Annotated in this window: 21 protein-coding genes; 13 read left to right on the forward strand and 8 right to left on the reverse strand. The window is 45.1% G+C overall.

Translation table 11 applies throughout. From position 1 onward, the window contains the following. The first annotated feature begins 86 nt into the window (after positions 1-86). The 4 genes from ITG12_RS04145 to ITG12_RS04160 all read left to right on the forward strand — a co-directional run bounded on the left by ITG12_RS04145 (position 87) and on the right by ITG12_RS04160 (position 2,984). On the forward strand, positions 87-272 hold the full coding sequence (locus ITG12_RS04145) for a hypothetical protein (protein ID WP_038868672.1): 186 nt from the start codon (positions 87-89) through the stop codon (positions 270-272). 266 nt (positions 273-538) lie between these two features. Next, complete coding sequence (locus tag ITG12_RS04150) at positions 539-826, forward strand: hypothetical protein (RefSeq protein ID WP_248873710.1); 288 nt, start codon at positions 539-541, stop codon at positions 824-826. A 458-nt stretch (positions 827-1,284) separates the two neighbouring features. Continuing rightward, positions 1,285-1,677: a SulA-like leucine-rich domain-containing protein gene (locus ITG12_RS04155; RefSeq protein WP_038874664.1), complete on the forward strand. Its 393-nt coding sequence runs from the start codon at positions 1,285-1,287 to the stop codon at positions 1,675-1,677. A gap of 203 nt (positions 1,678-1,880) precedes the next feature. Then, positions 1,881-2,984, forward strand: a complete 1,104-nt coding sequence (locus ITG12_RS04160; protein ID WP_038868677.1) for a phosphoribosylaminoimidazolesuccinocarboxamide synthase — start codon at positions 1,881-1,883, stop codon at positions 2,982-2,984. A 148-nt stretch (positions 2,985-3,132) separates the two neighbouring features. Here the strand turns inward: ITG12_RS04160 and ITG12_RS04165 are convergent, their stop codons facing one another. The 3 genes from ITG12_RS04165 to ITG12_RS04175 form a co-directional block, all read right to left on the reverse strand. After that, positions 3,133-3,510, reverse strand: coding sequence for a hypothetical protein (locus tag ITG12_RS04165; RefSeq protein ID WP_038868678.1), 378 nt, complete (start codon positions 3,508-3,510; stop codon positions 3,133-3,135). A 235-nt stretch (positions 3,511-3,745) separates the two neighbouring features. Next, on the reverse strand, positions 3,746-4,504 hold the full coding sequence (locus tag ITG12_RS04170; protein ID WP_038868679.1) for a phospholipase A: 759 nt from the start codon (positions 4,502-4,504) through the stop codon (positions 3,746-3,748). 111 nt (positions 4,505-4,615) lie between these two features. Next, positions 4,616-6,970 (reverse strand): helicase-related protein, encoded by a 2,355-nt coding sequence (locus ITG12_RS04175; protein WP_248873712.1) that lies wholly within the window; start codon positions 6,968-6,970, stop codon positions 4,616-4,618. Between the two features lie 237 nt (positions 6,971-7,207). Here ITG12_RS04175 and ITG12_RS04180 point away from each other — a divergent pair, with 237 nt between their 5' ends. The 3 genes from ITG12_RS04180 to ITG12_RS04190 all read left to right on the forward strand — a co-directional run bounded on the left by ITG12_RS04180 (position 7,208) and on the right by ITG12_RS04190 (position 11,425). Further along, positions 7,208-8,896, forward strand: coding sequence for an NAD-dependent malic enzyme (locus ITG12_RS04180; RefSeq protein ID WP_038868682.1), 1,689 nt, complete (start codon positions 7,208-7,210; stop codon positions 8,894-8,896). Between the two features lie 166 nt (positions 8,897-9,062). After that, positions 9,063-9,809: an ElyC/SanA/YdcF family protein gene (locus ITG12_RS04185; RefSeq protein ID WP_039974480.1), complete on the forward strand. Its 747-nt coding sequence runs from the start codon at positions 9,063-9,065 to the stop codon at positions 9,807-9,809. Positions 9,810-10,054: 245 nt separating this feature from the next. Then, the gene (locus tag ITG12_RS04190; RefSeq protein ID WP_063345568.1) at positions 10,055-11,425 is read left to right on the forward strand and encodes a DASS family sodium-coupled anion symporter; all 1,371 of its coding nucleotides are present in this window, start codon (positions 10,055-10,057) and stop codon (positions 11,423-11,425) included. A 161-nt stretch (positions 11,426-11,586) separates the two neighbouring features. On the opposite strand, the gene ITG12_RS04195 is transcribed toward ITG12_RS04190, so the two are convergent. Further along, positions 11,587-12,930 (reverse strand): GGDEF domain-containing protein, encoded by a 1,344-nt coding sequence (locus tag ITG12_RS04195; RefSeq protein WP_248873714.1) that lies wholly within the window; start codon positions 12,928-12,930, stop codon positions 11,587-11,589. Between the two features lie 340 nt (positions 12,931-13,270). Between ITG12_RS04195 and ITG12_RS04200 the strand changes: the two genes are divergently transcribed. Beyond that, on the forward strand, positions 13,271-14,095 hold the full coding sequence (locus ITG12_RS04200) for a DUF2797 domain-containing protein (protein ID WP_248873716.1): 825 nt from the start codon (positions 13,271-13,273) through the stop codon (positions 14,093-14,095). A 79-nt stretch (positions 14,096-14,174) separates the two neighbouring features. Here ITG12_RS04200 and ITG12_RS04205 read toward each other — a convergent pair whose 3' ends face one another. After that, positions 14,175-15,410: a cysteine desulfurase-like protein gene (locus ITG12_RS04205; protein WP_248873718.1), complete on the reverse strand. Its 1,236-nt coding sequence runs from the start codon at positions 15,408-15,410 to the stop codon at positions 14,175-14,177. Next, on the reverse strand, positions 15,394-16,050 hold the full coding sequence (locus ITG12_RS04210; RefSeq protein WP_009705852.1) for a 2OG-Fe dioxygenase family protein: 657 nt from the start codon (positions 16,048-16,050) through the stop codon (positions 15,394-15,396). The genes ITG12_RS04205 and ITG12_RS04210 overlap by 17 nt, the downstream gene beginning before the upstream one ends. A gap of 371 nt (positions 16,051-16,421) precedes the next feature. Here ITG12_RS04210 and trxB point away from each other — a divergent pair, with 371 nt between their 5' ends. The 3 genes from trxB (at position 16,422) to cydC (ending at position 20,989) form a co-directional block, all read left to right on the forward strand. Next, on the forward strand, positions 16,422-17,381 hold the full coding sequence (gene trxB / locus ITG12_RS04215; protein ID WP_009705851.1) for a thioredoxin-disulfide reductase: 960 nt from the start codon (positions 16,422-16,424) through the stop codon (positions 17,379-17,381). A 103-nt stretch (positions 17,382-17,484) separates the two neighbouring features. Beyond that, complete coding sequence (gene cydD, locus ITG12_RS04220) at positions 17,485-19,272, forward strand: cysteine/glutathione ABC transporter permease/ATP-binding protein CydD (RefSeq protein ID WP_104029993.1); 1,788 nt, start codon at positions 17,485-17,487, stop codon at positions 19,270-19,272. Beyond that, entirely contained in the window at positions 19,265-20,989 is a 1,725-nt protein-coding gene (gene cydC / locus ITG12_RS04225) for a cysteine/glutathione ABC transporter ATP-binding protein/permease CydC (protein ID WP_038868690.1), read from the forward strand. The genes cydD and cydC overlap by 8 nt, the downstream gene beginning before the upstream one ends. An 87-nt stretch (positions 20,990-21,076) precedes the next feature. On the opposite strand, the gene dsdA is transcribed toward cydC, so the two are convergent. Then, positions 21,077-22,408 (reverse strand): D-serine ammonia-lyase, encoded by a 1,332-nt coding sequence (dsdA, locus tag ITG12_RS04230; RefSeq protein WP_248873720.1) that lies wholly within the window; start codon positions 22,406-22,408, stop codon positions 21,077-21,079. Between the two features lie 210 nt (positions 22,409-22,618). Between dsdA and dsdC the strand changes: the two genes are divergently transcribed. Beyond that, on the forward strand, positions 22,619-23,560 hold the full coding sequence (gene dsdC, locus ITG12_RS04235) for a DNA-binding transcriptional regulator DsdC (protein WP_248873946.1): 942 nt from the start codon (positions 22,619-22,621) through the stop codon (positions 23,558-23,560). A gap of 4 nt (positions 23,561-23,564) precedes the next feature. Here dsdC and ITG12_RS04240 read toward each other — a convergent pair whose 3' ends face one another. Continuing rightward, positions 23,565-24,368, reverse strand: coding sequence for an EAL domain-containing protein (locus ITG12_RS04240; protein ID WP_248873722.1), 804 nt, complete (start codon positions 24,366-24,368; stop codon positions 23,565-23,567). Positions 24,369-24,531: 163 nt separating this feature from the next. Between ITG12_RS04240 and ITG12_RS04245 the strand changes: the two genes are divergently transcribed. Further along, positions 24,532-25,452, forward strand: coding sequence for a helix-turn-helix transcriptional regulator (locus ITG12_RS04245; protein ID WP_042601786.1), 921 nt, complete (start codon positions 24,532-24,534; stop codon positions 25,450-25,452). Positions 25,453-25,567 lie beyond the last annotated feature (115 nt).

The following is a 25,567-nucleotide window of genomic DNA, read 5'->3' on the forward strand; positions in this document are numbered from 1 at the left end:
TAACCTGGCTATCTTTTGTATGCCATAATGTTGGGCGAAAAATAACACCTAACGACTCAAAATTTATGTAGGTGGGGAGAAAATCAATGTTCACTGAAGAAGGCACCTGTGACTGGTGTAAAAAACCTAGCTTTGTAACTCGTCATGATTATGTCGACGGCAAGTACCATAGCTCATGCAAATCCTGTTACGACATCGCAAAAATAGATGTTCGCCTGTTTAACCAAGGCGAAATGCAAATGCGCGAACGCATGACACAACGAGCAAGCTAACAAGAGCAAATCAACGGAACTGATTTTCAAGAGCGCCTTTTTGTAAGGCGCTTTTTTGATCCCACTTCAATACTTATTTCATCGCGGTTTTCTAGAAGGAATTCATATTCCCTATCCCTCTGGTGCTTCTCAGCCTATTAATTAACCAATTAAAAACGATGTCACTTATTTCATAGTGAACACGATTGTTTTCCTAGTTACCGGGTCAAACCCTCGATTTATCTGGAGTATAGTTTTGTCGCTCAAACAAAAAAACAGGTGACCATATGTACACAGATGAAGCGGAAGCAATTGTTGCTAGCCAGCCTCCTGAAGCCGTTGCAACTGGCGAGTTGATGGTTTTGAAAAATACAATTAAAAGAAAAGTCTCTGGCCCTAACAGAAGCCGATTATTGCGATTAGCAAACTCCGAACTTGGCAGTTTATGCTCCCGCGCCAATTCAGGTAACATCGAACAAATTCGCACTATGTTTCAAACTATGGTTCAGCTTGTAAGGGCTGGCAGCATCGGCCTATTTGAAACAGAAATCGCACGTGCAAAAACCGAATTCTAACCATTATTAAACATCGATCCTTGTATTTTCAGGCTGCGTAATCGCAGCCTGCTTTTTATCATTGTCTGTAAAAGCAAAGCGCTTTCTTGAACGTTCTGCCTCTGCCTTTCTTGTTTTCTCTTCCTTTCTTCTCCCTCAAAAGCACTAACACTACTGTGTGCCATCACGAAAAAGCACTGTATAAACCAGTTAAAACCAATGTGTAGCTAAGCCGAAATTACTGTATATACAGTAGTAACCACCTGCATATACAGCTCCGGAATGCAGGTGACCTCACATTTCACCATGTTTATCAAACATATCAAAAACCGAACTTTATATATTAGTTTCAATAACTTAGATAAAAACCAACTCATAAGTAAGGGAAAGTTTTTCAACTCAATTCATAAAAATCGGTTGATCAGGCATCAAAAACAAACTACTGTATAGACATACAGCATGTATAAAGGAACAGTAAGATGCAGTTACAAACTCAATCTCATACATACTCTCGCTACAACGTATTGGCACAAGCAACACAACCTATGGATGTGTCGGACCAACTTCTTTCTAAGTTGGCAGTCTTGTCTCAACAACAGCAATGGATTCTGTTTACCGCCGAGTGCCCTCGTCCTGATTTTGAGCAACTTGCTGCTTCCCACATTCGCTGTCAAAACATCATTCAGATGAAGCCGTCTCAACAGCTCTCTGAAGTGGAGATCGTGATTAAAGCTATTCAGTCTGGTAACGCTAGCGCTGTCGTCGCATCGAACAAGATTGCGTTAATGAATCAATCAATGCTTCGCGATATTGCTCAACGTTATCAGTGTGAAGTCTTTTTCGTCGAAGGCAGAGTGAACAAGTACCACTAACAAGATCGACGTTATCCATCCTGCATCTCGCCTCCTTTTAAGGAGGCTTTTTTGTGCTTTAACAAATTAAGGCAAACGTTTGCTTTTTCTCTGGCGAGTTAAAATAGTTCTGGTATGATGCCCTCATTCGATTTATTCAGCGTGCTCTTTTCGTTGGATATCTTCTCTTTATGACGTTTGATTAAGATGATAGGAATGTCGCAATGAGCCTTGCTAATCAAGTACTTGCCGTCAATGACGACCTGCCAATTCGCACCCACAAGCCTGTTCACAGCGGAAAAGTTCGCTCTGTTTACTGGTTAACTGAAGAAGACAGCGCACGACTGATCAAAGAAAAAGGATACGATGTCGCTACTGATGCCCCACTGGCCATCATGGTGATCAGTGACCGTATCTCTGCATTCGATTGTATCTGGCACGGCGAAGGTGGACTCAAAGGCGTTCCGGGTAAAGGCGCGGCACTCAACGCGATCTCTAACCACTGGTTCAAATTGTTCAAAGACAACGGCCTTGCTGATAGTCATATCTTGGACATCCCTCACCCATTCGTTTGGATCGTACAAAAAGCGAAGCCAGTGAAGATTGAAGCAATCTGCCGTAAGTACATCACGGGTTCTATGTGGCGTGCCTACGCAAATGGCGAGCGTGAATTCTGTGGTATTGAGCTTCCTGAAGGTCTTGAGAAAGATAAAGCCCTACCTGAATTACTAATGACACCTTCAACTAAAGGTATCTTGAAAGGTATTCCAGGCGTTCCTGAAGCGGATGACGTGAACATCACTCGCCAAAACATCGTGGAGAACTATGAAGCTTTCAACTTCTCAAGTGCAGAAGACATTGCGCAATACGAAAAGCTATTGAAAGAAGGCTTTAATGTGATCAGCGATGCGCTTGAAGCCGTTGACCAAACGTTCGTAGATACTAAGTTTGAATTTGGCTATGTGCACGACGCTGCCGGTAACGAAAAGCTAATTTACATGGATGAAGTCGGTACGCCTGATTCGTCACGTATTTGGGATACAAAAGAATACCAAGCCGGAAACATCGTTGAAAACTCGAAAGAAGGTTTCCGTCAGTTCTTATTAAACCACTTCCCTGATCCTGATATTCTGCTTAACAAAGAGCGCATGCCCGAGCGTGACGCCCTTGCTCGTGATAACGATCTGCCAGTAGATTCTTTGATGGACATCTCTCGCACGTATATCGGCATCGCAGAAAAAATTACAGGGCAGCCAATCAAGTTGAGCAATAATCCGAAAGCAGAGATCATCGAAATCTTGAGCAAAGAATACGGTTTGATTGATTAAGCTTTACTCGCTCAACGCTGAGTAAAAACCGAATACAAAAAGGAGCTAAGCTAAAACACAGCATTGGTTCTCAGGTTTACAACAGGTAATAAAAAAGCGACCGAATACTCGATCGCTTTTTTGATTGGGGGAAGGTATAGCTTTAGTGTTAGAACTTCAAATTAAGGACATCTTGCTCTGTGGTATCTACTTTTAGTTTACTTCTAGATTCAATGTACTCGATTTGTTTTAAGTCTAACGAATAAGGCATAACTACACGTAATTCATGGATTCCTTCATGTTTTGCAAGCTTTGCCAACATCACTAAATTGGATTCATCGCTCTGACGTGAAGACATCGATTTTAATGCAGCGTCCCAAAGGCGATCCTCTGGTTGGCTCAATTCCGCGATGTTCTGTTTCCACATCATGCCAAAAATGGGCGCGATGGTGGCGAACGCTTCCAGAAAGGTCCACTTCTTACTTCCCGTTGCCCCTAGGAAGCTGGTGTAGTCGAATTCAATGCATGTCTTTCCTTGTTGCTCCATCCTATGCCTCGACACTCTGAAATGAGATATACAAAATATCGTTCAATTACTTTGATATAGCAATAGGATATAAAACAATGGTCTTTTATGCCCTTATTTAACCTCAAAAGGAAATATTAAAACCAGCTTTGTAACAAATGATGTACAGCTTCGCCATATATAAGCATCCAATTGATTAATATTTTCAACGCTTAACTAAAAACGTTGCTAAGCACACCAAGCAAATAAAAGACCTTTATAAATTCACCAATCGAATACCAAGCCCCACGCGAGTTTGAGAGTGATCATAGTCGATGAGCGTTTCGCCATAACCATGGTATCCCTGAACATACAGACCAAGGATGTCGTTAAAGTACAAGGTATAACCTAACTCGATGCCACCTTTATCATCAGCAAAGTTGTAAAAGCCTCGAGTATTGAACACACCAGCGCCAGTGTAGACCTTTGCCCAAAGTTCATAAGGCGCATAGTAGTCTTCCATTTCATCATTTTCAGTGGTGATTACCCACCAAGCGTGTGCACCGTATTCCACAGGGCCTGAAAAACGTTCGGCGGCGATATATAACCTATCCCAACTGCGAGAAAGCTTACTTGATTGACCATTTGATTCATGCTTATAGCCCGCTTCTAAGTGGTTGAATAAAAACATGTTGGATTGGTGCGCGAGAAATACTTGAGGTTTGTAATTGGTCTCTCTGAACGGAGAAGATATGTCAGAGTTAGCAAGTTGCCAGAGAGATTTTTGTGTGTATGCACCCATCAGCGCAGTACCAGAGTTAAATCGATAAAATGGAATCGAAGCGGAGATTTGAAACTTCACTTCAAAATGCTGTAATGAGTCCATTTCAGAACCGAGTTCATTGTAAGCATCTTGATTAATGTCTGAGGTGTATGTACCGAGGACATAGTTATCTTCGTAAGTGGAGATGTGATTAATACTTTTTCCGTAAGCCAATACGGGGCATAACAATAGTGGAATTGCTTTATACTTCATCGTTTTCCTTCACGCCGCTCAACAAGAGCGGCAAATTCATTCCTTATCGCCTAAAAACAGGCCATAAACTTCAAGGGAAACGAGGTCAAGCAAATACTGTTCCGGATTGTGTTACTTCACATCTAATACTCTGCTGGCTTTCTTGTATTGCACTTTCCAACCAGACCAACGTGGCAACTCCCAGCGTTTAGGATCCCCTTTTCGACCTCCTTCGGCGTAGATAACCTGCACGAGCTTGCGTGATACAAAATACTCAACATCCAGTTTTAGCTCTGCAAGTACAAGTTTAAGTGGATAGCGTTCAACAAAGTCATCGTATTCCCACTCAGGGATGCCCTCGAACGGGATGTCATCGGCTGCAAACAGCTCGATATCTTCCACACTTTCTACACCAAGCGTTTCCAGTTGCTCGACTAACCAAGTAACGAAAGACAAACCGTTGAGTTCCGTTTTTTCAATAGGCTCAGGATTTAACCCAAGCGCGTTATAGATCTTCCAGTGCTGAATTTGCTGTTTTCTCAATGGAGCAAAACCGGGCAATAGCGTTTCGTCTTCAATCATCTCAACGATAGATTGGACGGCAACTTCGCCTTCAAGCGCTTGATATTCCTTACAAATGGTTCGTCCTGCATAGACCAAATGCATGGTCGCTCGTGGGGCTTCTTCCTCATAATTGGTTTCGCCCTGTTGCCACTCACCAAGCTCTAATTCGCGCAGCAGATTGAGGGACACAGGTAGCATTACGGAGGCAAGATTGAGCGTCTGTTTTACGCCTCTTCCGGGTACACTGTGGCTACCTAGCACCAAAGCTGCCTCACTTTTTTCGGGGAAACGGCTATTGCGCCCAACCATCATTTCCAACAAACCATTGCCTAGCGCGTCACGACGTCGTTCTCGGCGAACAAATACAAGTTCTGGATGCAACGTAGCAATGGCTTTGGTCAACTCTTCGCGTTTGTATCGCGATGCGACTTCAAGATCAGGCAATTCAAACACTTCTCGCATTTGCTTTGCTAACCCTTGCGCTTCTTCAAGCACGCTTGCATCAAGATTAATGCCGGGAAGTTGTTCCCCTCGCACCAAGCGAATCATCAACGAGGCATCGCAGCCAAATGGCTCTTCTTGCGCTAATGCTTCGGCTGACTCACCACCTTGCAATTGATACAACTGAGCGGGCACAGAAAGCGCTGCCGCTAAATCGATCATCGCTTCTCGTTCTGATTTGGTTTGGATACGAGTCACTAAGTCTGCAAATAAGGCATCAATTGGTAGAGGGTACACTTTTTTACCGTGCTCGGTGATGTCACCTTGCTCGTCTATCGCTGCCATCCTCTGCAGGGTTTGGAGTGCTGAGTTAAGTGACTTTTCAGGTACAGAATCGAGGAAGGAAAGTTCGGAAAGTCTGTATCCACAACAAGCCGCAGCGAGCATTGGTTCTACGAGTTCTTCACGATGCAATTCAGGCGGCGTCACCAGCTCCAACGGTGCATGCTCACCAAACAAGCGAATACACGCCCCTTCAGCAACACGGCCTGCTCGACCCATTCGCTGCGCCGCGCTGGCTTTGGAAATGTTACTTAACGTCAGAGCTGTTCGTCCATTTCGTTGTAAGGTTCTGCGTTCCAAACCACTATCGATGACCACGCGGATGTTTGGAATGGTCAGAGAGGTTTCTGCAACGTTGGTTGCCAACACCACTTTACGTTGCTTTTGTACCGTCAACGCACGATAGCGCTCTTCATCACTCACCGATGCATGCAGCTTCACGACCATCACATCATCAATACTTTGCAGCATTTGCGCACATTGAGTGATCTCTTTTCGACCCGGTAAGAAAACGAGAATATCGCCCTCTTCGTCTTCGAGTGCTTCTTTTACTGTGCGCACAACATCATTCTCACAACCTTTCTTGTTCGGCAAGTAACGACTGTCCATTGAGCGATGAGTCAAGGTGACAGGAAAACAACGACCTTCTGATCGTAGGCGCTTAGCATCCAAGTAGTTCGCTAGCTTTTCGCCTTCTAAAGTGGCTGATGTGACAATCAGACGGTGCTGTTTTTCTTGCTTTAAAATCGCGGTAAGGAGATCAATGTCCCAGCGGCGTTCATGAAATTCGTCCACCATCACGATATCGAAGCTAGCCAGTTTGTCTTCCGCGAACCAACGCAGCGCAACACCGGGCGTCACGAACACGACTTTAGTCTTTTCATCATAGTGAGCGTGAAGCTTTATCGCGTAACCAATCTGTTTACCTAGAGGTTGACCAGATTGCTCGGCAAGAAATTCAGCTAACGAGGTACAAGCGATTCGGCGTGGCTCAATCACCAATACTCGACCGTGATTGGCAGCCCAAAGTGGCAATCGCGTGGATTTACCTGAGCCAGTTTCGGCCTCAACCACCAAATGATGGTGATTCACGAGTTGGTCAAATTCCGCTTGTAAGCTATCGATAGGTAATTGAGACATAAAAGATAAGAACGTGATAATGGATTGCGAGGCATTATACCTGAGTGAGAAATTCCTGCTTTAGGAATCGTTTCTGGCCATTTAATGACAGTATTAATGTTTCAGTGACGATATTTTCGTCGGGAATTGGATTTTTTTGCGACATTACGTTGATGTGCATCAACGAATGTTTACAACTAAATAGTGAACCCGTTAGAATTTTGCACGCATCCTTCAACCCTACATTTAAGGCACCCAATGAACAACGACAAGCGCCCACTCTATATCCCATATGCGGGTCCGGCTCTTTTAGCGACCCCTCTTTTGAACAAGGGCAGTGCGTTCTCCGGAGAAGAACGTAGTTCATTCAACTTGGAAGGTCTTCTACCAGAGACGACTGAAACCATCCAAGAGCAAGTAGAGCGTGCGTACCAACAGTACAAAAGCTTTGAAAGTGACATGGACAAGCACATTTACCTGCGCAACATCCAAGACACGAACGAAACGTTATTCTACCGCCTAGTTCAAAACCACATTTCTGAGATGATGCCGATCATCTACACACCAACCGTTGGTGCAGCGTGTGAGAACTTCTCAAACATCTACCGTCGTGGCCGTGGCCTGTTCATCTCTTACCCGAACCGTGACCGTATCGATGACCTGCTAAACAACGCAGCAAACCACAACGTTAAAGTAATCGTAGTAACTGATGGCGAACGTATCTTGGGCTTGGGTGACCAAGGTATCGGCGGCATGGGTATTCCAATCGGTAAGCTTTCTCTGTACACAGCGTGTGGTGGTATCAGCCCGGCTTACACACTACCAATCGTACTTGATGTGGGTACTAACAACCCGCAACGTCTTGCAGACCCAATGTACATGGGTTGGCGTCATCCTCGTATCACTGGCCCTGATTACGATGCGTTTGTTGAAGAGTTTATCCAAGCAGTACAACGCCGTTGGCCAGATGCCCTGATCCAGTTCGAAGACTTTGCACAGAAAAACGCAATGCCACTTCTAGAGCGCTACAAAGATCGCATTTGTTGTTTCAACGATGACATTCAAGGTACGGCGGCAGTTACAGTAGGCTCTCTACTGGCGGCATGTAAAGCGGCAGGCACTAAACTGTCTGATCAGCGCATTACTTTCTTGGGTGCTGGTTCTGCTGGTTGTGGTATTGCTGAAGCGATCATCGCGCAAATGGTATCGGAAGGAATCTCTGATAAGAAAGCACGTTCGCAAGTTTACATGGTTGACCGTTGGGGTCTGTTACAAGAAGGCATGCCTAACCTTCTTGATTTCCAACAGCGCTTGGTTCAGAAGTTCGAAAACACGAAGAAGTGGGAAAATGAAGGAAATGGTTTCTCACTTCTTGATGTGATGCACAATGCGAAGCCAACCGTGCTAATTGGTGTGTCTGGTGCCCCTGGTCTCTTCAGTGAAGAAGTGATCAAAGAGATGCACAAGCACTGCGCGCGTCCGATTGTGTTCCCGCTTTCGAACCCAACAAGCCGCGTAGAAGCAACACCAAATGACATCATTCGTTGGACAAACGGTGAAGCGTTAGTTGCAACAGGTAGCCCATTTGAGCCAGTGGTGCATGAAGGCAACACTTACCCTATCGCGCAATGTAACAACAGCTACATCTTCCCTGGTATTGGTTTGGGTGTGCTTGCAGTAAATGCGAAGCGCGTAACGGACGAAATGTTGATGGAATCAAGCCGCGCATTGGCAACATGCTCACCATTAGCGATCAACGGCAACGGTGCTTTGCTTCCACCACTAGAAGAAATTCACTTGGTATCGAAGAAGATTGCATTCGCTGTTGCGAAGAAAGCGATTGAGCAAGGTGTCGCGCTAGAAATCACTGATGAAGCGCTAAATGACGCGATTGACCAAGCCTTCTGGCAACCGGTTTACCGTCGTTACAAACGCACAGCATTCTAAGCTTTAAGACGTTTTGTACAATTATTAGCCCTCGCAGTGCGGGGGCTTTTGTTTTTTATGCTTTTTTTTCTCATCCTAACCATATTTTGGCATAAATGGGCTTCTCTCTTTTCATTTCTATCAGATATGATGAGGGATACACATTGAAATAAGGACATCGAACGTTTTGCTGTTTTCTCGCATAAAGTCAAAGTGGAAGCTCAAGTTCTCATGGAAGCGTCTGGCTTTGGTTTTGTCGATCTCTTTACTCGGTCTTTTCGTCACCATCATTGCGATTGACCGATGGGTCGTGCTTCAAGCTCAAGAAGAAATCTTTACCGACTACGAACAAGTGCCAAAGCACGAGGTCGCAGTTGTTCTCGGCACCAGTAAATACATCGGTAAGGTACTCAATACTTACTATACCCACCGCATCAATGCCGCCATCGACCTATACAAACAAGGTAAGGTGAAGCAGTTTCTACTTAGTGGGGATAACGCGCACCGTTCTTACAATGAACCTTGGACAATGAAGCGCGATCTGCTGCGCGCTGGTGTACCGGAAGAAGTCATTCATTTGGATTACGCAGGCTTTCGAACGTTAGATTCCATCGTTCGTGCTAAAAAGATATTCGCCTCTGAGCGCTTCTTGATTGTCACTCAACGCTTCCATTGTGAACGAGCGCTGTTTATTGCTGACGCTTACAATATTGATGCGCAGTGTTTGGCCGTAGCTGGACCAACGGCAAGCAAGCAGAAGATCAACATGCGAACACGTGAACTTATGGCACGTGTGAAAGCGTTTTTGGACTTGTACATCATGAATACGCAACCACGCTTCCTTGGTCCTCAAGAGCCGATCGTTGCGGTGGAAGATACAGTAGAAGAAAAGCAAGAAACCTTCGAAAACGAACGTAACATTCCGGTTCATTAAGTCGACCAAAGTGTTGCTGCTTTCAACATTCTCGCTCTGCATTACACACCGATAACAATTCATTAAAAGTAAATGGGTAGCTTTCTACCCATTTCCAATTCCCAACCTCACACTTTCTTATTCTGCCGTCGATTCAGGCAAAACACCCTTTAGCATCCGAAGTAACATTTAATCAATAAATAACTACAAGTCAGTTACTTTGCCATAAAAAACCAACACTAAGGCAATGCAAAAGGAGCACAACCATGACCGCACTCGCTGTGACACTGAAGAACTGGTTCTTCACTCGCAACAGCATGATATTGACGTCTAATGTCCTGCTGTTCGCTATTTTGTTCAACACCCTACCCTTTGAGCCTCAAGTCGTAACCGGCTTATGTATTTTGATTTTTGTTGCCGTACTTTGGTTAACGGAAGCCATTCACGTAAGCATCACTGCCCTGCTAATCCCGCTACTCGCGGTATTCTTGGGCGTATTCAATACCCAAGCAGCGCTAAACAACTTCTCTAACTCGATCATTTTCTTGTTCTTGGGTGGTTTCGCATTGGCTGCCGCGCTTCACAAACAAAAGCTCGATCAAGCGATAGCCGACAAAGTATTGCTGATTGCACGCGGTAAGATGTCTGTCGCGGTCTTCATGTTGTTTGGTGTGAGCGCTGGCCTATCAATGTGGATCTCGAACACCGCAACGACAGCGATGATGTTGCCATTGGTTCTAGGTGTTATGAGCAAACTAGACGCGAAGAAGAGTCACAGAACTTACCTGTTCGTGCTACTTGGTATCGCTTACAGTGCGTCGATTGGCGGCATCGCAACGCTAGTAGGTAGCCCACCGAATGCTATCGCAGCCGCAGAAGTCGGTTTGAACTTTACAGAGTGGATGGAGCTGGGTTTACCAATTTCTTTGATTCTGATGCCTATCGCGATCTTGGTGCTATACACCATGACAAAGCCAGATTTAAGCCACACGTTCGAACTTGACCACCAGCCTGTTGAGTGGACAAACGGCAAGAAGATCACCTTAGCGATTTTCCTATTAACAGTGACATTCTGGATTTTCAGCAAACCGATCAACGCTATGCTTGGCGGTTTTGCAAAATTCGATACCCTCGTTGCAATTGGTGCGATTCTATTACTTGGTGCATCTCGCGCAGTAGAGTGGAAAGACATTGAAAAGACAACTGACTGGGGTGTATTAATCCTGTTTGGTGGCGGTATCTGTCTAAGCAACGTACTAAAAGCAACAGGCACAAGTGTCTTCTTGGCTAACGGTCTAGCTGGTTTCCTTGAGCAAGCTGGTGCCCTACTCACGATTTTATCTGTGGTTGCGTTTGTTGTTTTCCTAACAGAGTTCGCAAGTAACACCGCAAGTGCGGCGCTGTTAGTGCCAGTATTTGCCACCATTGCAGAAGCGCTTGGTCTATCGCCAGTCATTCTATCAGCACTGATTGCTGTAGCTGCATCTTGTGCCTTCATGCTGCCAGTAGCAACGCCACCTAACGCGATTGTATTTGCGACGGGTCATATCAAACAGAAAGAGATGATGCGAATCGGTATGGTACTGAACGTTGCATGTATCGGCGCGCTAACTCTATTCGCTTGGTTGTTCTGGTAAACATTGCTCAAATAAAAAAGAGCTGCGCCCAAACGCAGCTCTCTAATCAAAACTAGCACTACAACTGCTGTCCTCGGTAATCAAATTGAATACCTAACTACTACCCCCTAGTCATGTTCAGCAGTTTCCCTTTTGGTGGTCAGTCGACCACCTTTTTTCTTTTAGCCCAGCGTCTCTGTTTGTGGTTGTTTTTGCATACCGTAATTGACTTCAATTCGATTTCGGCCATTACGCTTCGCCATATATAACACCTCATCCGCACGAGCCATCGTTTCTGAAACACGCTCATTCTGCATTTGTGCAACACCAATACTGCACGTTAACGGCTCACCATGGACCCAAAGATGCTTTTCAACATTCCGACGTACAATTTCAGCTTTCTGTACGGCTTGATCGATATTGGTGTTTGGACAGAACACAACAAACTCTTCACCACCCCAACGTACCAGTCGGTCATCAGTTTGAATGGAACTCGCAATCACCATAACAAACTCGCGTAAAATATCGTCCCCCATTTGATGTCCGTATTTATCATTCACGCGTTTAAACTTGTCTAAGTCCATATAGAGAATCGAAAACGAATCGTGACCCCAGCGAACTTGACGAGCTTGTTGCTCAAGCCAGTTTTGGACTGCATGTCGATTCATCGCTCCAGTTAAGGCATCACGATGTGCCAGTTCCGCAAACTCATAATTTTGTGTACGAAGCGTCGAATTCACCTTCTCTAAATGGCGGTGGCGTTTCCGTGCTTTGTTGTATGCGATTTTATTTTTGCGCATTTCTTGTAGTGAGAATGCTAAACCCAGCGCCATCCATGAGAACAACAAAGCGAACAGCAGTGTCGACTGTTCTACATATGCGCCTTCAAACTCAATCTTGTCAATAACGATCTTATGTTTACCGAGTGCCGCCCCTGCTCCGGTTGCCAGATCAATGCGAGTAATGTTGGCAAACTCAGGCGCAGAGTGCTCAATCGCAACGTCGTTATCATTCAACCACCACGTCATCACCTGAAGGTTTTCAATAGGGATCTCAATAACTTCACTAAAGTCTGAAGGCGAAAACTGCATGCCATTGTATTTGATGGTGTATTCATCATTCGGGTCTGAGTAGGCCGAATTGAAGTTACGCAAGTACAGACGCAAGTTTTTGCTTGGGTTTTGACCCTCTCCAGCCATTTCATAACGAATTTTTAGACGAACGGTATGGTAACTGGAAAGATCCAAACCTTTGGTCGCTTGCTTCACATCGGTGTAAACGGAGATGCCGCAGTAAGGCCACGCGTATTTGCTTTCCTTTAGGTCACAGTTCAGAACCAAACTGTGGTTTTGATAAGTAATATCAGATTCACTCAAACCACCAGCAATGGCATCACTTGTAACATGAATATTAAATTGATCCGGTGTAACTTCTAGCTTACGAGTATCACCAAGCAAGCTGTATAACGCCACCAAACTGATGGTGCATATCGACAACGCAAAAATTAATTTATGTATCCATTTCATGGCGACTGGCCTATTTACTGACAACTGTTCTGTTTATATCGTGCAATGTACTGAAAGATTTTTCGTTTTTCAAACAAAGTTATTTATCAAGTTAAAAAGTGATTTAAAACTCACATTCTTAATTTCAATACATAGTACACACAAAGTAATTGTGAACCCGCTTCAAGATTATAGGAATATTCTCACCCAGCGAGATTTGCGAAAGACTTCACACACTGAATTTGTCTAGTGTTCAAAAAGCCATCAAACAGAAAGCGAAAACTAACACGTATTAGCTTTCTCCTGCCTCTGAACGTCGGTTCGGTATATACTGTGCAAAAACACAATAATGAGTAATGTCATGTCAATAATCGCTACAGGCACGCTAAACAAAATGCGTGCTTCTCTGGATGGTGCAGTAAGCTACCGTCTGCCTGTGGGTGACGAAGAAGTGGATTTGAGCCCATTTCTTGGTAAACTCCTCACTCTAACTCACACTGGCAACATCTACTGTTGTTCTTGCGGTAAGAAAACCAAGAAGAGCTACTCTCAAGGCCACTGCTTTGTATGTATGAAGAAGTTGGCGAGTTGCGACATGTGCATCATGAAGCCAGAAACTTGTCACTACGAACAAGGCACCTGTCGCGAGCCGCAATGGGGTGAAGAGAACTGCATGGTGGACCACTTCGTTTACCTATCTAACACGTCAAGTTTGAAAGTGGGCATCACGCGTCATACCCAAATTCCAACCCGTTGGATAGACCAAGGTGCCACACAAGGTCTGCCTATCTTCAAAGTAAAAACTCGTCATATTTCTGGCTTGATTGAAATCGAATTAGCGAAACACATTGCTGATAAGACAAACTGGCGAACGCTGCTGAAAGGCGATGGCGACCCAATTGAACTGCAAGATCGCTTTGCAGAACTACTGCCATTAGTGGAAGACAAAATCGCTGAGATTAAACAGCAGTATGGCGATGACGCAATTGAAGTGTTGAGCGAAAACATCACTTCTCTAAGCTACCCAGTTCAGCAGCATCCGACTAAAATCACCTCGCACAACTTCGATAAAAACCCAGTTGTTACAGGTACATTGCAAGGTATTAAAGGCCAATACCTGATCTTCGATACTGGCGTGATCAACGTGCGTAAGTTCACCTCTTATGAAGTTGAAGTGAGCGAATAAGCTCTCGGCTCATTGAATAAAAGAAACGAAAAAGCTCGTGCACCTGGCTCGAGCTTTTAGTTTGTGTCGTCTTCGATTCTTACGCGTCGAGGATATTTTCTAACACATCAAACAACATATCGATTTCTGCCGTCGTGTTGTAGTGCATACAACCGATACGCACCACACCACCCGACTCTTCTAAGCCTAACTGGCGAACGAGTCCTAGTGCATAGAAGTGTCCATTCCAGACGCAGATATTGTGCTCACCCAACGTCTTCGCGATGAACTCTGGAGAGTATTTATCAAAAGTCAGCGCGAAAGTTGGCGTTCTCAGTTGGTTGCTTTCATTGTTAATACCAAACAAGTTCACGCCATCGAGCGCCCCTAAACGCTGCAAGAAATGCTCACTCAATTGCTGCTCATGTTGGCTGTATAACGCATAGCTTTGCTCTAGACGCTGACGAAGTGATGCTTCTTCATCGCCAAACTGGGCTAGGTATTCAACCGCAGCTGTGACGCCTGCCAAGCCTTCAAAGCTCTGTGTTCCGGTTTCAAAGCGCCCCGGTCCAATGTTGGTCGCAGGTTCAACTTTGTAGGGCTTAACACTGTGTAACCACTGGTCTGCTACGTACGCAATTCCTACATGTGGTCCGAAAAACTTGTACGCTGAACACGCCAAGAAATCACATCCTAATGCTTGCACATCGACTAAATGGTGTGGCGCATAATGCACGGCATCCACATAAACTTGAGCGCCGATACTGTGCGCCATTTTGCCCACTTGTTGCATATCAACAATCGAGCCGGTGGTATTCGATGCGTAAGTCACCGCCACTAAACGCGTTTTCTCATTCAACAAGCTCTGAAGATGCGCAAGATCCAGCGTGCAATCTTCTTCATTAATTCTGACTTGATGAACCATCACGCCTTTGTCTTCTGCTGCTTGTTGCCAACTCGACACGTTAGAGTAGTGGTCTAGGGCTGAAACAATGATCTCATCGCCCTCTTTCCAATCTCGACTAATAGCCCGACTTAGCTGAAATGTCAGCGAGGTCATATTCGCACCAAACACGATATTGCCAGAGGACGGTGCGTTTAGCAGAGCTTGTGCCGATTCGCGAGCCGATTGCATTACATCAACCGTCGCTTGGCTTGAGAAATAGTGCCCACCAAGGTTCGAATTGAATCGTCCAAGGTAGCTCACCATGCTATCCAGTACCGACTGCGGCACTTGTGAACCACCGGGTCCATCAAAAAAGGTCACTGGGCGATCATTGTGGTATTGCGCCAGTGCGGGAAATTGTTCTCGGATCTGATTAAGATTGAAGTTCATTTCGCTTGTCCGTCGCTGTCAGTACAAATACATCCATATGACCTTCTTGGTCATTAATCACTGAGCGAATTGGCACCGCGTTGTGCCACAGTTTGCTGTCTGCCAGCATTGCCACTTCGCCATTTTCCAATACTTTACGGAAAAAAGGCGCTTGATTGTGGCTGCTGTAAAGCATGATGTCGCCACCCATGATGTTGTGACGCCCTACGCCTACTAACGCGATGTGGTCAAAACCATCTTGGTGTACCCCTTCCGGTGCAACTTGGGTTTCATCGTAAATCGCAGTAATTCGAATTTGATGGATCTCGATTTCCTGACCGTCTGGTAAGTGGTTTGCGTTAACGAACAACTCACACATTTCACGGAAACCTTCACTGGAAAGAATCCCTTTTTCAATCGGCTCAAACTGGCGAATCACATCACCTTGGAAACGGTTGATATCAGAAGATTGTACAAAGCTGTTCTTATTTAAATCGACCACCTGACCGTTTTCAAACCCAACCACAGAGTAACGACGAAGACGATATTGGCCGTCGGCATGTTCCGTACGAGGTAGGCCTTCGAAGGAAGGAGAAAGTTGCTCAATCGCTGCCATGCTGAGCTGAGTCAAATGTAAGGTGTTCTCTCGTGAATGTAACATCATTGGCTCCTTTAATGAGGCACATTTAGCTTGTTTGAATTAACATTTAATTTACATCTTAGGATACGTAAATATTCTGCAATTACCAGAATTTGACGTTGATAGCTTCAACAAAAAAGAAAAAACGACACTTAGCACTATAATTAACATCAACAGCAGTTTAAACATTCAAAGCGGAGCTTGCGCAGTATTTGAAACTAGAACTCTCTACTATAAACAGAATTTTATTCTAGTCTGGAACACCTCTCCATAAACATCAGCAAGTTCTAACCTATAACCAATAATTCGATCCGCTCCTTTCGTTTATGCTTTTAAAGCACTAAGAATTTCCATACAATCGGGAGAAATGTTCAGCCCTCTATGGAGCCATAATGAGCGACGTAAAACACTGTAAATTATTAATTCTTGGTTCTGGCCCAGCAGGTTACACCGCAGCAGTATACGCAGCGCGTGCTAACTTAAACCCTGTGCTAGTGACGGGAATGCAGCAAGGTGGTCAGCTAACGACCACAACTGAAGTAGAAAACTGGCCTGGTGACGCAGAAGGTCTTACTGGCCCAGGTTTGATGGAACGCATGAAAGAACACGCAGAACGATTCGAAACAGAAATCGTGTTCGATCACATCAACGAAGTGGATCTGTCTCAACGTCCATTCCGTCTGAAAGGTGACTCTGGTGAGTACACTTGTGATGCGTTGATCATCTCTACTGGTGCATCAGCGAAATACCTAGGTCTTGAATCTGAAGAAGCATTTAAAGGTCGCGGCGTTTCAGCTTGTGCAACTTGTGATGGTTTCTTCTACCGCAATCAGAAAGTGGCGGTTGTGGGCGGCGGTAACACTGCTGTTGAAGAAGCGCTTTACCTATCAAACATTGCATCAGAAGTGCATCTGATCCACCGCCGCGATTCATTCCGCGCTGAGAAGATCCTTGTAAAACGCCTGATGGATAAAGTTGAAAGCGGTAATATCGTTCTTCACACTGACCGTACACTAGATGAAGTGCTAGGCGACGACATGGGTGTAACGGGTGTTCGCATTAAAGACGTGAACAGCGGTGCGACAGAAGATATCGATGTAATGGGTGCATTCATCGCAATCGGTCACCAACCAAACACGCAAATCTTTGAAGGCCAAGTCGATATGAAAGATGGTTACATCCTCGTTCAATCCGGCCTTGAAGGTAACGCGACGCAAACAAGCATCGAAGGTGTGTTTGCAGCAGGCGACGTGATGGATCATAACTACCGTCAAGCAATCACCTCTGCAGGTACTGGCTGTATGGCAGCTTTAGATGCAGAACGCTTCTTAGACGCACTTACTGACAAATAACTTTTCACATTTGTGTCATATCCTTAAAGCCCAGCGGTATTCCCGCTGGGTTTTCTTTTGTATACTACCGCCTCATTAAAACAATTATCATTAAGCCTTCACGATGGATAAGAAAAAGCAAAGCAGCTTGAATAAGTGGCTTAAGCAACAGAGTAAGTTGGCCAAGCGCTGGCTGATGGTTGCGATAGGCCTAGGCGTACTATCAAGCGTGTTTTTATTGGCTCAAGCAGCCCTGCTCGCCTCCATTCTCCACCAACTCATTATTGAACAAGTCGACAAATCCGAACTCGTTTGGTACTTCGTCGGACTTGGTGTCACTGTTATCGGTCGCGCAGCTTGTACTTGGGGACGCGAAATCGCTGGATATCGTTGCGGCGAACAGATCCGCGTTTACATCCGCCAACTGATTCTCGATAAAGTTCACCAACTTGGTCCTGCTTATATCAAAGGTAAGCCAGCAGGTAGTTGGGCAACGTTGATCCTAGAGCAAGTAGAAGACATGCAAGATTTCTTCTCTCGCTACCTTCCACAAATGTCGTTGTCTGTTTTGGTGCCTTTCATCATCCTAGTGGTGGTTTTCCCAATTAACTGGGCAGCTGGTTTAATTTTCCTGATTACTGCACCATTGGTTCCAATGTTTATGGCGTTGGTGGGTATGAAAGCCGCTGACGCAAACCGTAAGAACTTCAAAGCGCTGCAACGCTTATCTGGTCACTTTTATGACCGTTTGCAAGCAATGACAACCATCCGTTTGTTCGATCGTACTCAATCAGAAACCGAGACATTAAAAGGTGCATCTGAAGTTTTCCGTACTCGTACAATGGACGTATTGAAGATTGCATTCCTATCTTCAGCGGTTCTTGAGTTCTTCACCTCTATCTCAATTGCGATTACGGCGGTTTACTTTGGCTTTAGTTATATCGGAGAGCTCAACTTCGGTTACTACGGCACAGGTGTAACGCTGTTTGCTGGTCTATTTATTCTGATCCTTGCGCCTGAGTTCTATCAGCCACTGCGTGACCTTGGTACCTTCTACCATGCCAAGCAACAAGCAGTTGGCGCAGCAGAAAGCATTGTTGAATTTCTAGAGCTAGACGTAGACCAAGTAAAAGACGGTAACAAGGCCGTAGAACAAAACGCAGCGATTCATATCGAAGCTCAAGACCTTGTTATCTTCAGCCCTGAAGGTAAACAACTTGCTGGTCCCCTATCCTTCTCGCTAGAAGCGAACCAAAGCACCGCACTGGTTGGCCCAAGTGGTGCAGGTAAAACCAGCTTAGTAAATACCATCCTTGGTTTTATGCCATACAAAGGCAGCTTAAAGATTAACGGCTGTGAACTTTCCGAGTTGGATTTGGCGACATGGCGCGAAACCATCAGTTGGATTGGTCAAAACCCAATGCTTTTGCATGGCAGCATTCGTGACAACGTCACTCTAGGCAAGCAGGATATTCAAGACCAGCAAGTCCACTCTGTACTGAGTGACTCCCACGCTGCAGAATTTGTTGAAATGCACGGTCTGGATTACCAAATCTCAGATCGCTCTGGCGGTTTGTCTGTTGGTCAGGCACAGCGCCTTGCTCTTGCTCGTGCGATGTTACAAAACGGCCGTTTCTGGCTACTTGATGAACCAACTGCAAGTTTGGATGCTCGAAGCGAGAAATTGGTTATGGAAGGCATCGGTAAATACACTGAGTCCACCACTAACTTGATGATCACTCACCAACTCGCGCCGCTGCAGAATGTCTCCCAGATTCTGGTTATGCAAGAGGGTCAAATCGTTCAACGTGGCGATTACGCAACGCTGGCATCGCAAGATGGTTTATTTAAAGAAATGTTGACTGCCAACCTAGCTCAACGTGAATCAGACAAGGGGAACTTAGATGCGTGATTTACTCCCTTATCTAAAACTGTATAAAAAGCACTGGTTTGGTTTGTCACTCGGTATGCTTCTAGCATTTCTAACACTGGCAGCTTCTGTTGGTCTATTAACGCTGTCCGGCTGGTTTATCTCTGCGGCCGCTGTAGCAGGTTTGACCATTGCTCGTGAAACCTTTAACTACATGCTGCCTGGCGCAGGTGTTCGTGGCGCTGCGATGGCTCGAACTGCGGGCCGTTGGGGCGAGCGTGTAGTTAGCCACAATGCAACATTCAAGCTACTGACGGATCTGCGTATCTTCTTCTTCAAGAAGCTTGCGCCTCTGATCCCTGGTCGCGTTTCGACTCTGCGTGATGCGGATCTGCTAAACCGTCTAGTGGCAGACGTAGACGCGATGGACCATGTGTACTTGCGTCTTGTCAGCCCTGTGATTGTTGGCATCTTCGGTATCTTGTCGCTAACCGCGGTACTTGCCTTCTTTGACTGGCACCTTGCGCTACTGCTTGGCGGTATCCTAACGGTAATGCTGTTGGTGTGGCCAGTATTGTTCTATAAACTGGGCAAACATAACGGCGAACACCTGACTCAAAACAAAGCACAACTGCGCGTAGCAACACTGGACTGGCTGCAAGGTTACAGCGAACTGAGCCTGTTTGGTGCAGAAGAGCGTTACCGTAACGTGATTCTAGAAAAGCAAAAACAGCTGCTCTCCAACCAATTTGTTAACGCAAACCTCACTGGCATGGCGTCTGGCTTGTTGATGCTCGCCAACGGCTTGACCCTTGTTGCAATGCTTTGGTTTGCTGCGGATGGCGTTGGCGGTCGTGCACCAGACCCTTGGATTGCACTGTTCGCGTTTGCAACCATGGCGAGCTTTGAAATTCTGATGCCAATTGCTGGTGCTTTCCAATATCTAGGTCAAACACTGACTTCAGCACGTCGATTAAACGAAATCACGCTAGCTGAGCCAGACGTTGTCTTCCCAGAAACATCGAAGCGTGAAGGTGATAAGCCGTTAAATATTGAGTTCGACAAGGTTGATTTCACCTACCCTGATGGCCAGCAAAAAGTGCTGAAAGACCTGACACTGTCACTGCCACAAGGCTCAAAAACGGCGATTGTTGGCCAAACCGGTTCAGGTAAATCGACGCTTATTCAATTGCTTTGTCGCTACTGGGATGTAAACCAAGGTCAAGTGAGCATTGGTGGCGCGCCTCTACAAGATTGGAGCGAATCCGATTTGCGCGCTGCGATCACAGTAGTTAGCCAACGTGTTGATGTGCTTAATGGCACATTGCGTGACAACCTATTGCTTGCGGCTCCAGAAGCAACGGATGAACAGCTGGCTGATATTCTGACTAAAGTAGACTTGGCGAATCTGTTAGACGAACCAGGGCTGGATGCTTGGCTAGGTGACGGCGGTCGTCAGCTGTCTGGTGGTGAGAAGCGTCGTATCGGTATTGCTCGCGCGCTATTGCGTGACGCTCCTATCCTACTGCTTGATGAGCCAACTGAAGGTCTAGACAAGCGCACTGAACAAACAGTGATGGAATTGTTCAAGCAACACTTCACCAATAAAACGGTGGTATTCATTACTCACCGTTTGATTGAGTTGGAAAGCATGGACAACATCTGTTTGATGGAACAAGGCGAAATCATCGAACAAGGTAGCCACCAAGCACTGCTTGCAGAAAAAGGTCGTTACCACCAGCTATTACAATCTCTGTAATACCGGGATTCAAATAGACAAAGGGCTCATCAATTGATGAGCCCTTTTCTTTTGCTCTCGCTGTTCCCATAACAAGTGCAAAATTCGTTAACGACCTGACTTGGCCAGATAAGCCGACATTTCCTCTTCCGGTACCATGCCGCCACCGGTCGCCCAAACTAAGTGAGTCGCGTTGTTTAATTTCTCTTCAGTAAACTGCATTCGCGCTTGGTAAGCTTTGTCGTTAGAAACATGCACCGCACCAATCATGCCCGCTAACGCTGATGGTTCTAAACGAATATCTTCCAGCTCACTTAACTCGCCTAGATGGTGATACATGCGTTCATCCGTCATGGTGTAGTAACCATCAAGCAGTCTTTCCATCGCACGGCCAACAAAACCAGAAGCACGACCTACCGCTAAACCGTCAGCAGCAGTTATGTTATCAATGCCAAGATCTTGTACTGCAATATCATCATGCAAGCCGGTGTGCACACCAAGCAGCATACACGGAGAGTGTGTCGGCTCCGCGAAGATACAATGTACATGGTCACCAAAAGCCATCTTCAAGCCGAACGCCACACCACCAGGGCCTCCGCCTACCCCACATGGTAGATAAACAAACAACGGGTGGTTCGAGTCAACGACAATACCCATCTCATCAAACTGCTGCTTTAAGCGTTCACCTGCAACGGAATAACCTAAGAACAAGGTTTGAGAGTTTTCATCATCAATAAAAAAGCAAGTTGGATCTTTCTCCGCTTCTTTGCGTCCCTGCTCTACAGCAACACCGTAGTCTTGCTCGTATTCCACTACATTCACGCCGTGAGAGCGCAGTTTGTCCTTCTTCCACTCTCTCGCATCTGCCGACATATGAACCGACACAGAAAAACCGAGTTTTGCACTCATGATGCCGATAGACATACCTAGATTCCCTGTCGAACCTACGGCAATGCTGTACTGCTGAAAAAACTGACGAAACTCTTCACTGAACAATTTGCTGTAGTCATCAGTTTCACTTAGAAGCCCAGCTTCAATCGCCAACTTCTCTGCGTGTGTTAGCACTTCATAGATGCCACCACGCGCCTTTATTGAACCTGAAATAGGCAGATGACTGTCTTTTTTAAGCATCAAACGTCCAAGAATTTGAGTGCCGTATTGCGTTTCCAAACACGACTTCATCTTGTCGATTTCAACAACGTTCGATTCAATAATTCCGTTAGAAGCCGCCGTTTCTGGGAAAGCTTTCACTAAGTATGGAGCAAAGCGTTTTAGTCGTTCACTCGCGTCTTTAATGTTGGCAGCACCTAAACCAACGAACGGCAGACCTTCTTCAAGTGTCGTGATATTTGGGTTGAACCAAACCACCTCTTCTAAATCGATCAGCCATTTAACTAACGGGAACTTGGTTATAAGCGCACATATATTTTGGGTTGTCATTTTTTCCTAGCTGCAAATTACTGTCTATGAGCACTATTAAAGCAAACCTATGCTTTAACTGACAAACGATCAAAACTCACCTTTAGATGAAGTGAATCTAAACAAAAGCGTGATTTATACGACGTTTAGTGAATTTTACAACCAATAGGTGAGCCTAACTATAACAACGCCGTTATTATGTGTTTTATCAAGTTCTACTCGTTGACGCACATGTACACCAGAGACAATATTTTCGCCAAGAACCAACGCATCAATAGCTTTCAACTTTCCAAGCTTCATACTTTTGAAGTGGCAGCACGACACAGTTCATTTTCTCTTGCGGCAGAAGAACTCTCCATGACGCCCAGCGCCATCTCTCACCGTATCAACAAGCTTGAAGAAGAGCTTGGCATTGCCTTGTTTACCCGCTCTCACCGCAAAATCACGCTCACAGAAGAAGGTGAACGTATTTATCTCGCCTTGAACAGAACACTCAACGAGTTAAATCAAGAGGTAATGGAAGTCAGAAATGGCGAAGTCTCCGGAGAGCTGACGATTTACTCTCGCCCTTCTTTTGCCCAATGTTGGCTTGTGCCTAGGTTGTACCTATTTAAGCAAAAACACCCTTCCATCGAGCTGAATATTCTTACTGGCAATGAGAACGTCAATTTCCAAGGCTATGGCATCGATGCTGCGATCTATTTCGATGAGCAAATGCCAGAAAAGTTGTGGTCGAAAGAATTGATGAGCGAAGAGATAATCCCGGTCTGCACTCAAACATATGCAGAACAATTTAATCTGTTTGAAAAACCGGCGAATTTGGTTAACACCACCCTACTTCACGACAACCAAGCATGGGGCTACAACTCTCATCACGATGAATGGGCGCTGTGGGCAAAGCAACAAGGCATAACAGGCATTGACGATATTCCAAGCATTTCATTCGACCGTTCCGATTTGGCCGTTAGTGCCGCAATGCACAATGCAGGCGTTGCTATCGGTCGACTGTCGCTGGTGGAAAAACGACTTAAATCCGGCGAACTGATCACCCCTTTTAAAAACCAAACTCTGCAATGCAAACAGAAATATTATGTCGTTACGGCTAACGAGAAGCACTCACCTAAATTAGCGCTCTTCGTTGGCTGGTTGAATCAACAAGTAAATGGGGAATAGCGAGCTACGCTCTTTTGAGTAACCGTTGGCTTTGTGCCAATGTGTCGAATGACAAATTGTCGTCAAGATCGCTGTGTAGTGTAGGTCGGTGTAAATAGTAACCTTGTGCATAATCCACACACAAACGTCGTACAAAATTCAAGTCGTCCGGAGTCTCTATTCCTTCTGCAACAAGGTCAAATTGGTACTTTTGCTTCCAAAGGCTTAAACACTGCCAAAATGTCGCATACTGCTCTCTCCTCATGGTTAATAAGCTGCGATCCATTTTGACAATATCGGGCTCAACATAACGAATGATGGCTTCATCTCTGTGATTCGCACTCCCAAAATCATCCAAGGCAATTTTGATACCCAAACGCTGGCAAACCTTTCTGTTCATTTGAAACATATTTTGATCAGCAACTTCCGTTGGATATTGGCTTTTCTCGGTAATCTCTAGCCAGAGATTCATTCCAACTCGGTTGCAAGACTGTAATAGAGGTAAGACTTCTGTCAAAAATGAAGCGCTCGCAAGATATGAAGGCGGAATATTGACCGAAATAAATCGGATAGAGCTCGGCAACATTTTCAATTGCTTGGTAAGTTTTTGAAATAAACGCTTGGTAAATTGGTTTGCGTACCCCTCCTCTTCGATACAACGAAATGAAGACTCAATACAACGAGGCGTATTCCATCGCGTTAACACTTCTGCTCCGAGAAGGAGATCTTGCCGCATACCATAGATCGGTTGAAAGATTGGATAGAATGCTCCCTTACTAATATCAGCAAAGACCTGCTTACATTTATCCTCCTTGGTTAAATTACTCATACATAACACCATTCAAAAGTATTTGTCAGCCCGAAAGAGTAAATCAACGAAACGCACAACTGTAGGCATCGAAAAATGGGATTGCTTGAGCTTTGCTATGCGCCTTCTATAATGACATAGCAATCAATAACCTAATATAAAAACAGAATGAGAGAGGTATTTGATGTTTGGCGGCTATTTAAAGCAAGTGCGGGAAGAGATTGGATTAACACAAAAAGAGCTTGCCACTAAGCTTAACCTTGCAAGCGCCGAGTTTGCCTCCATCGATCCAGTGACTATCAGTCGATGGGAAAGAGGAACGACCGCCCCCACGGTTATTAAAGCGATAAAAATTTTAAGAGTGCTGACGACAAACTTGATGCCTTTTTTGCGTCAGTTGCCAGCGAAAGTAGATAAAAACCTGCTTGCTGAAATAGCAGAGTATCGTTTTAAATCGCCATGGGCGACCTTAATGGCGTCATCTTACGACGTACCAACTCCGGCAGGAGAAGTCTTAGAATGCCCATTGCTAGAAAGCGTTCAAGACGTTTACTTAGCGAATCTCAAACACTTTTTTAGCAATATTGACCTCGACAATAAGGCACTTTTTGATGTTGATTTATATCAATACCAATTAGACAAAAAATTGTTTGCCCGAAAATTCATCGACAAAAATACGAAGGAAATATTAGGACACAGAATTGCTTTTTTACTCGATGCCAACGAGCTAAGGCAATACTTTTCGTCCCCTTATTTTCCACTACCAGTTCAACAATCTCGCAGTTATTCTTCAAATAGAGTCATGGCCATGTGCACGGTATCTCGTTATTCATCCAACGAAGCCGTGTTTTGGGAAAACAATGCATCAGGGGCGAGATTTGTCGCCACTCATGCCAATATACATGACATCTACTTTTACGCGATTGACCAATGGTCGGTGAATTATATGGAAAGTTTAAATGCGGAAAAGGTTGCATTCGATACACCAGATGAAGATGGCATCGTCAAAATTGGAAATCAGTCATTCAAACGTTGTTTATATCGAGTGGACAGTGCCAATTGGCTATCTCGTCCAGAAGTCATCTCTCTGTTACAAAACGCATAGCAGGACGCTGCGATATCCTTTTAAAAACAAGAGTATGAAAAGGATATAACCAAACTCAGACATATTGTTGACATGGTTAACGGTAACACTACCTAACATTAAAATAACAACTACA

The sequence above is a fragment of the Vibrio sp. ED002 genome, from assembly GCF_023277445.1.
In the GTDB taxonomy this organism is placed as follows: domain Bacteria; phylum Pseudomonadota; class Gammaproteobacteria; order Enterobacterales; family Vibrionaceae; genus Vibrio; species Vibrio jasicida.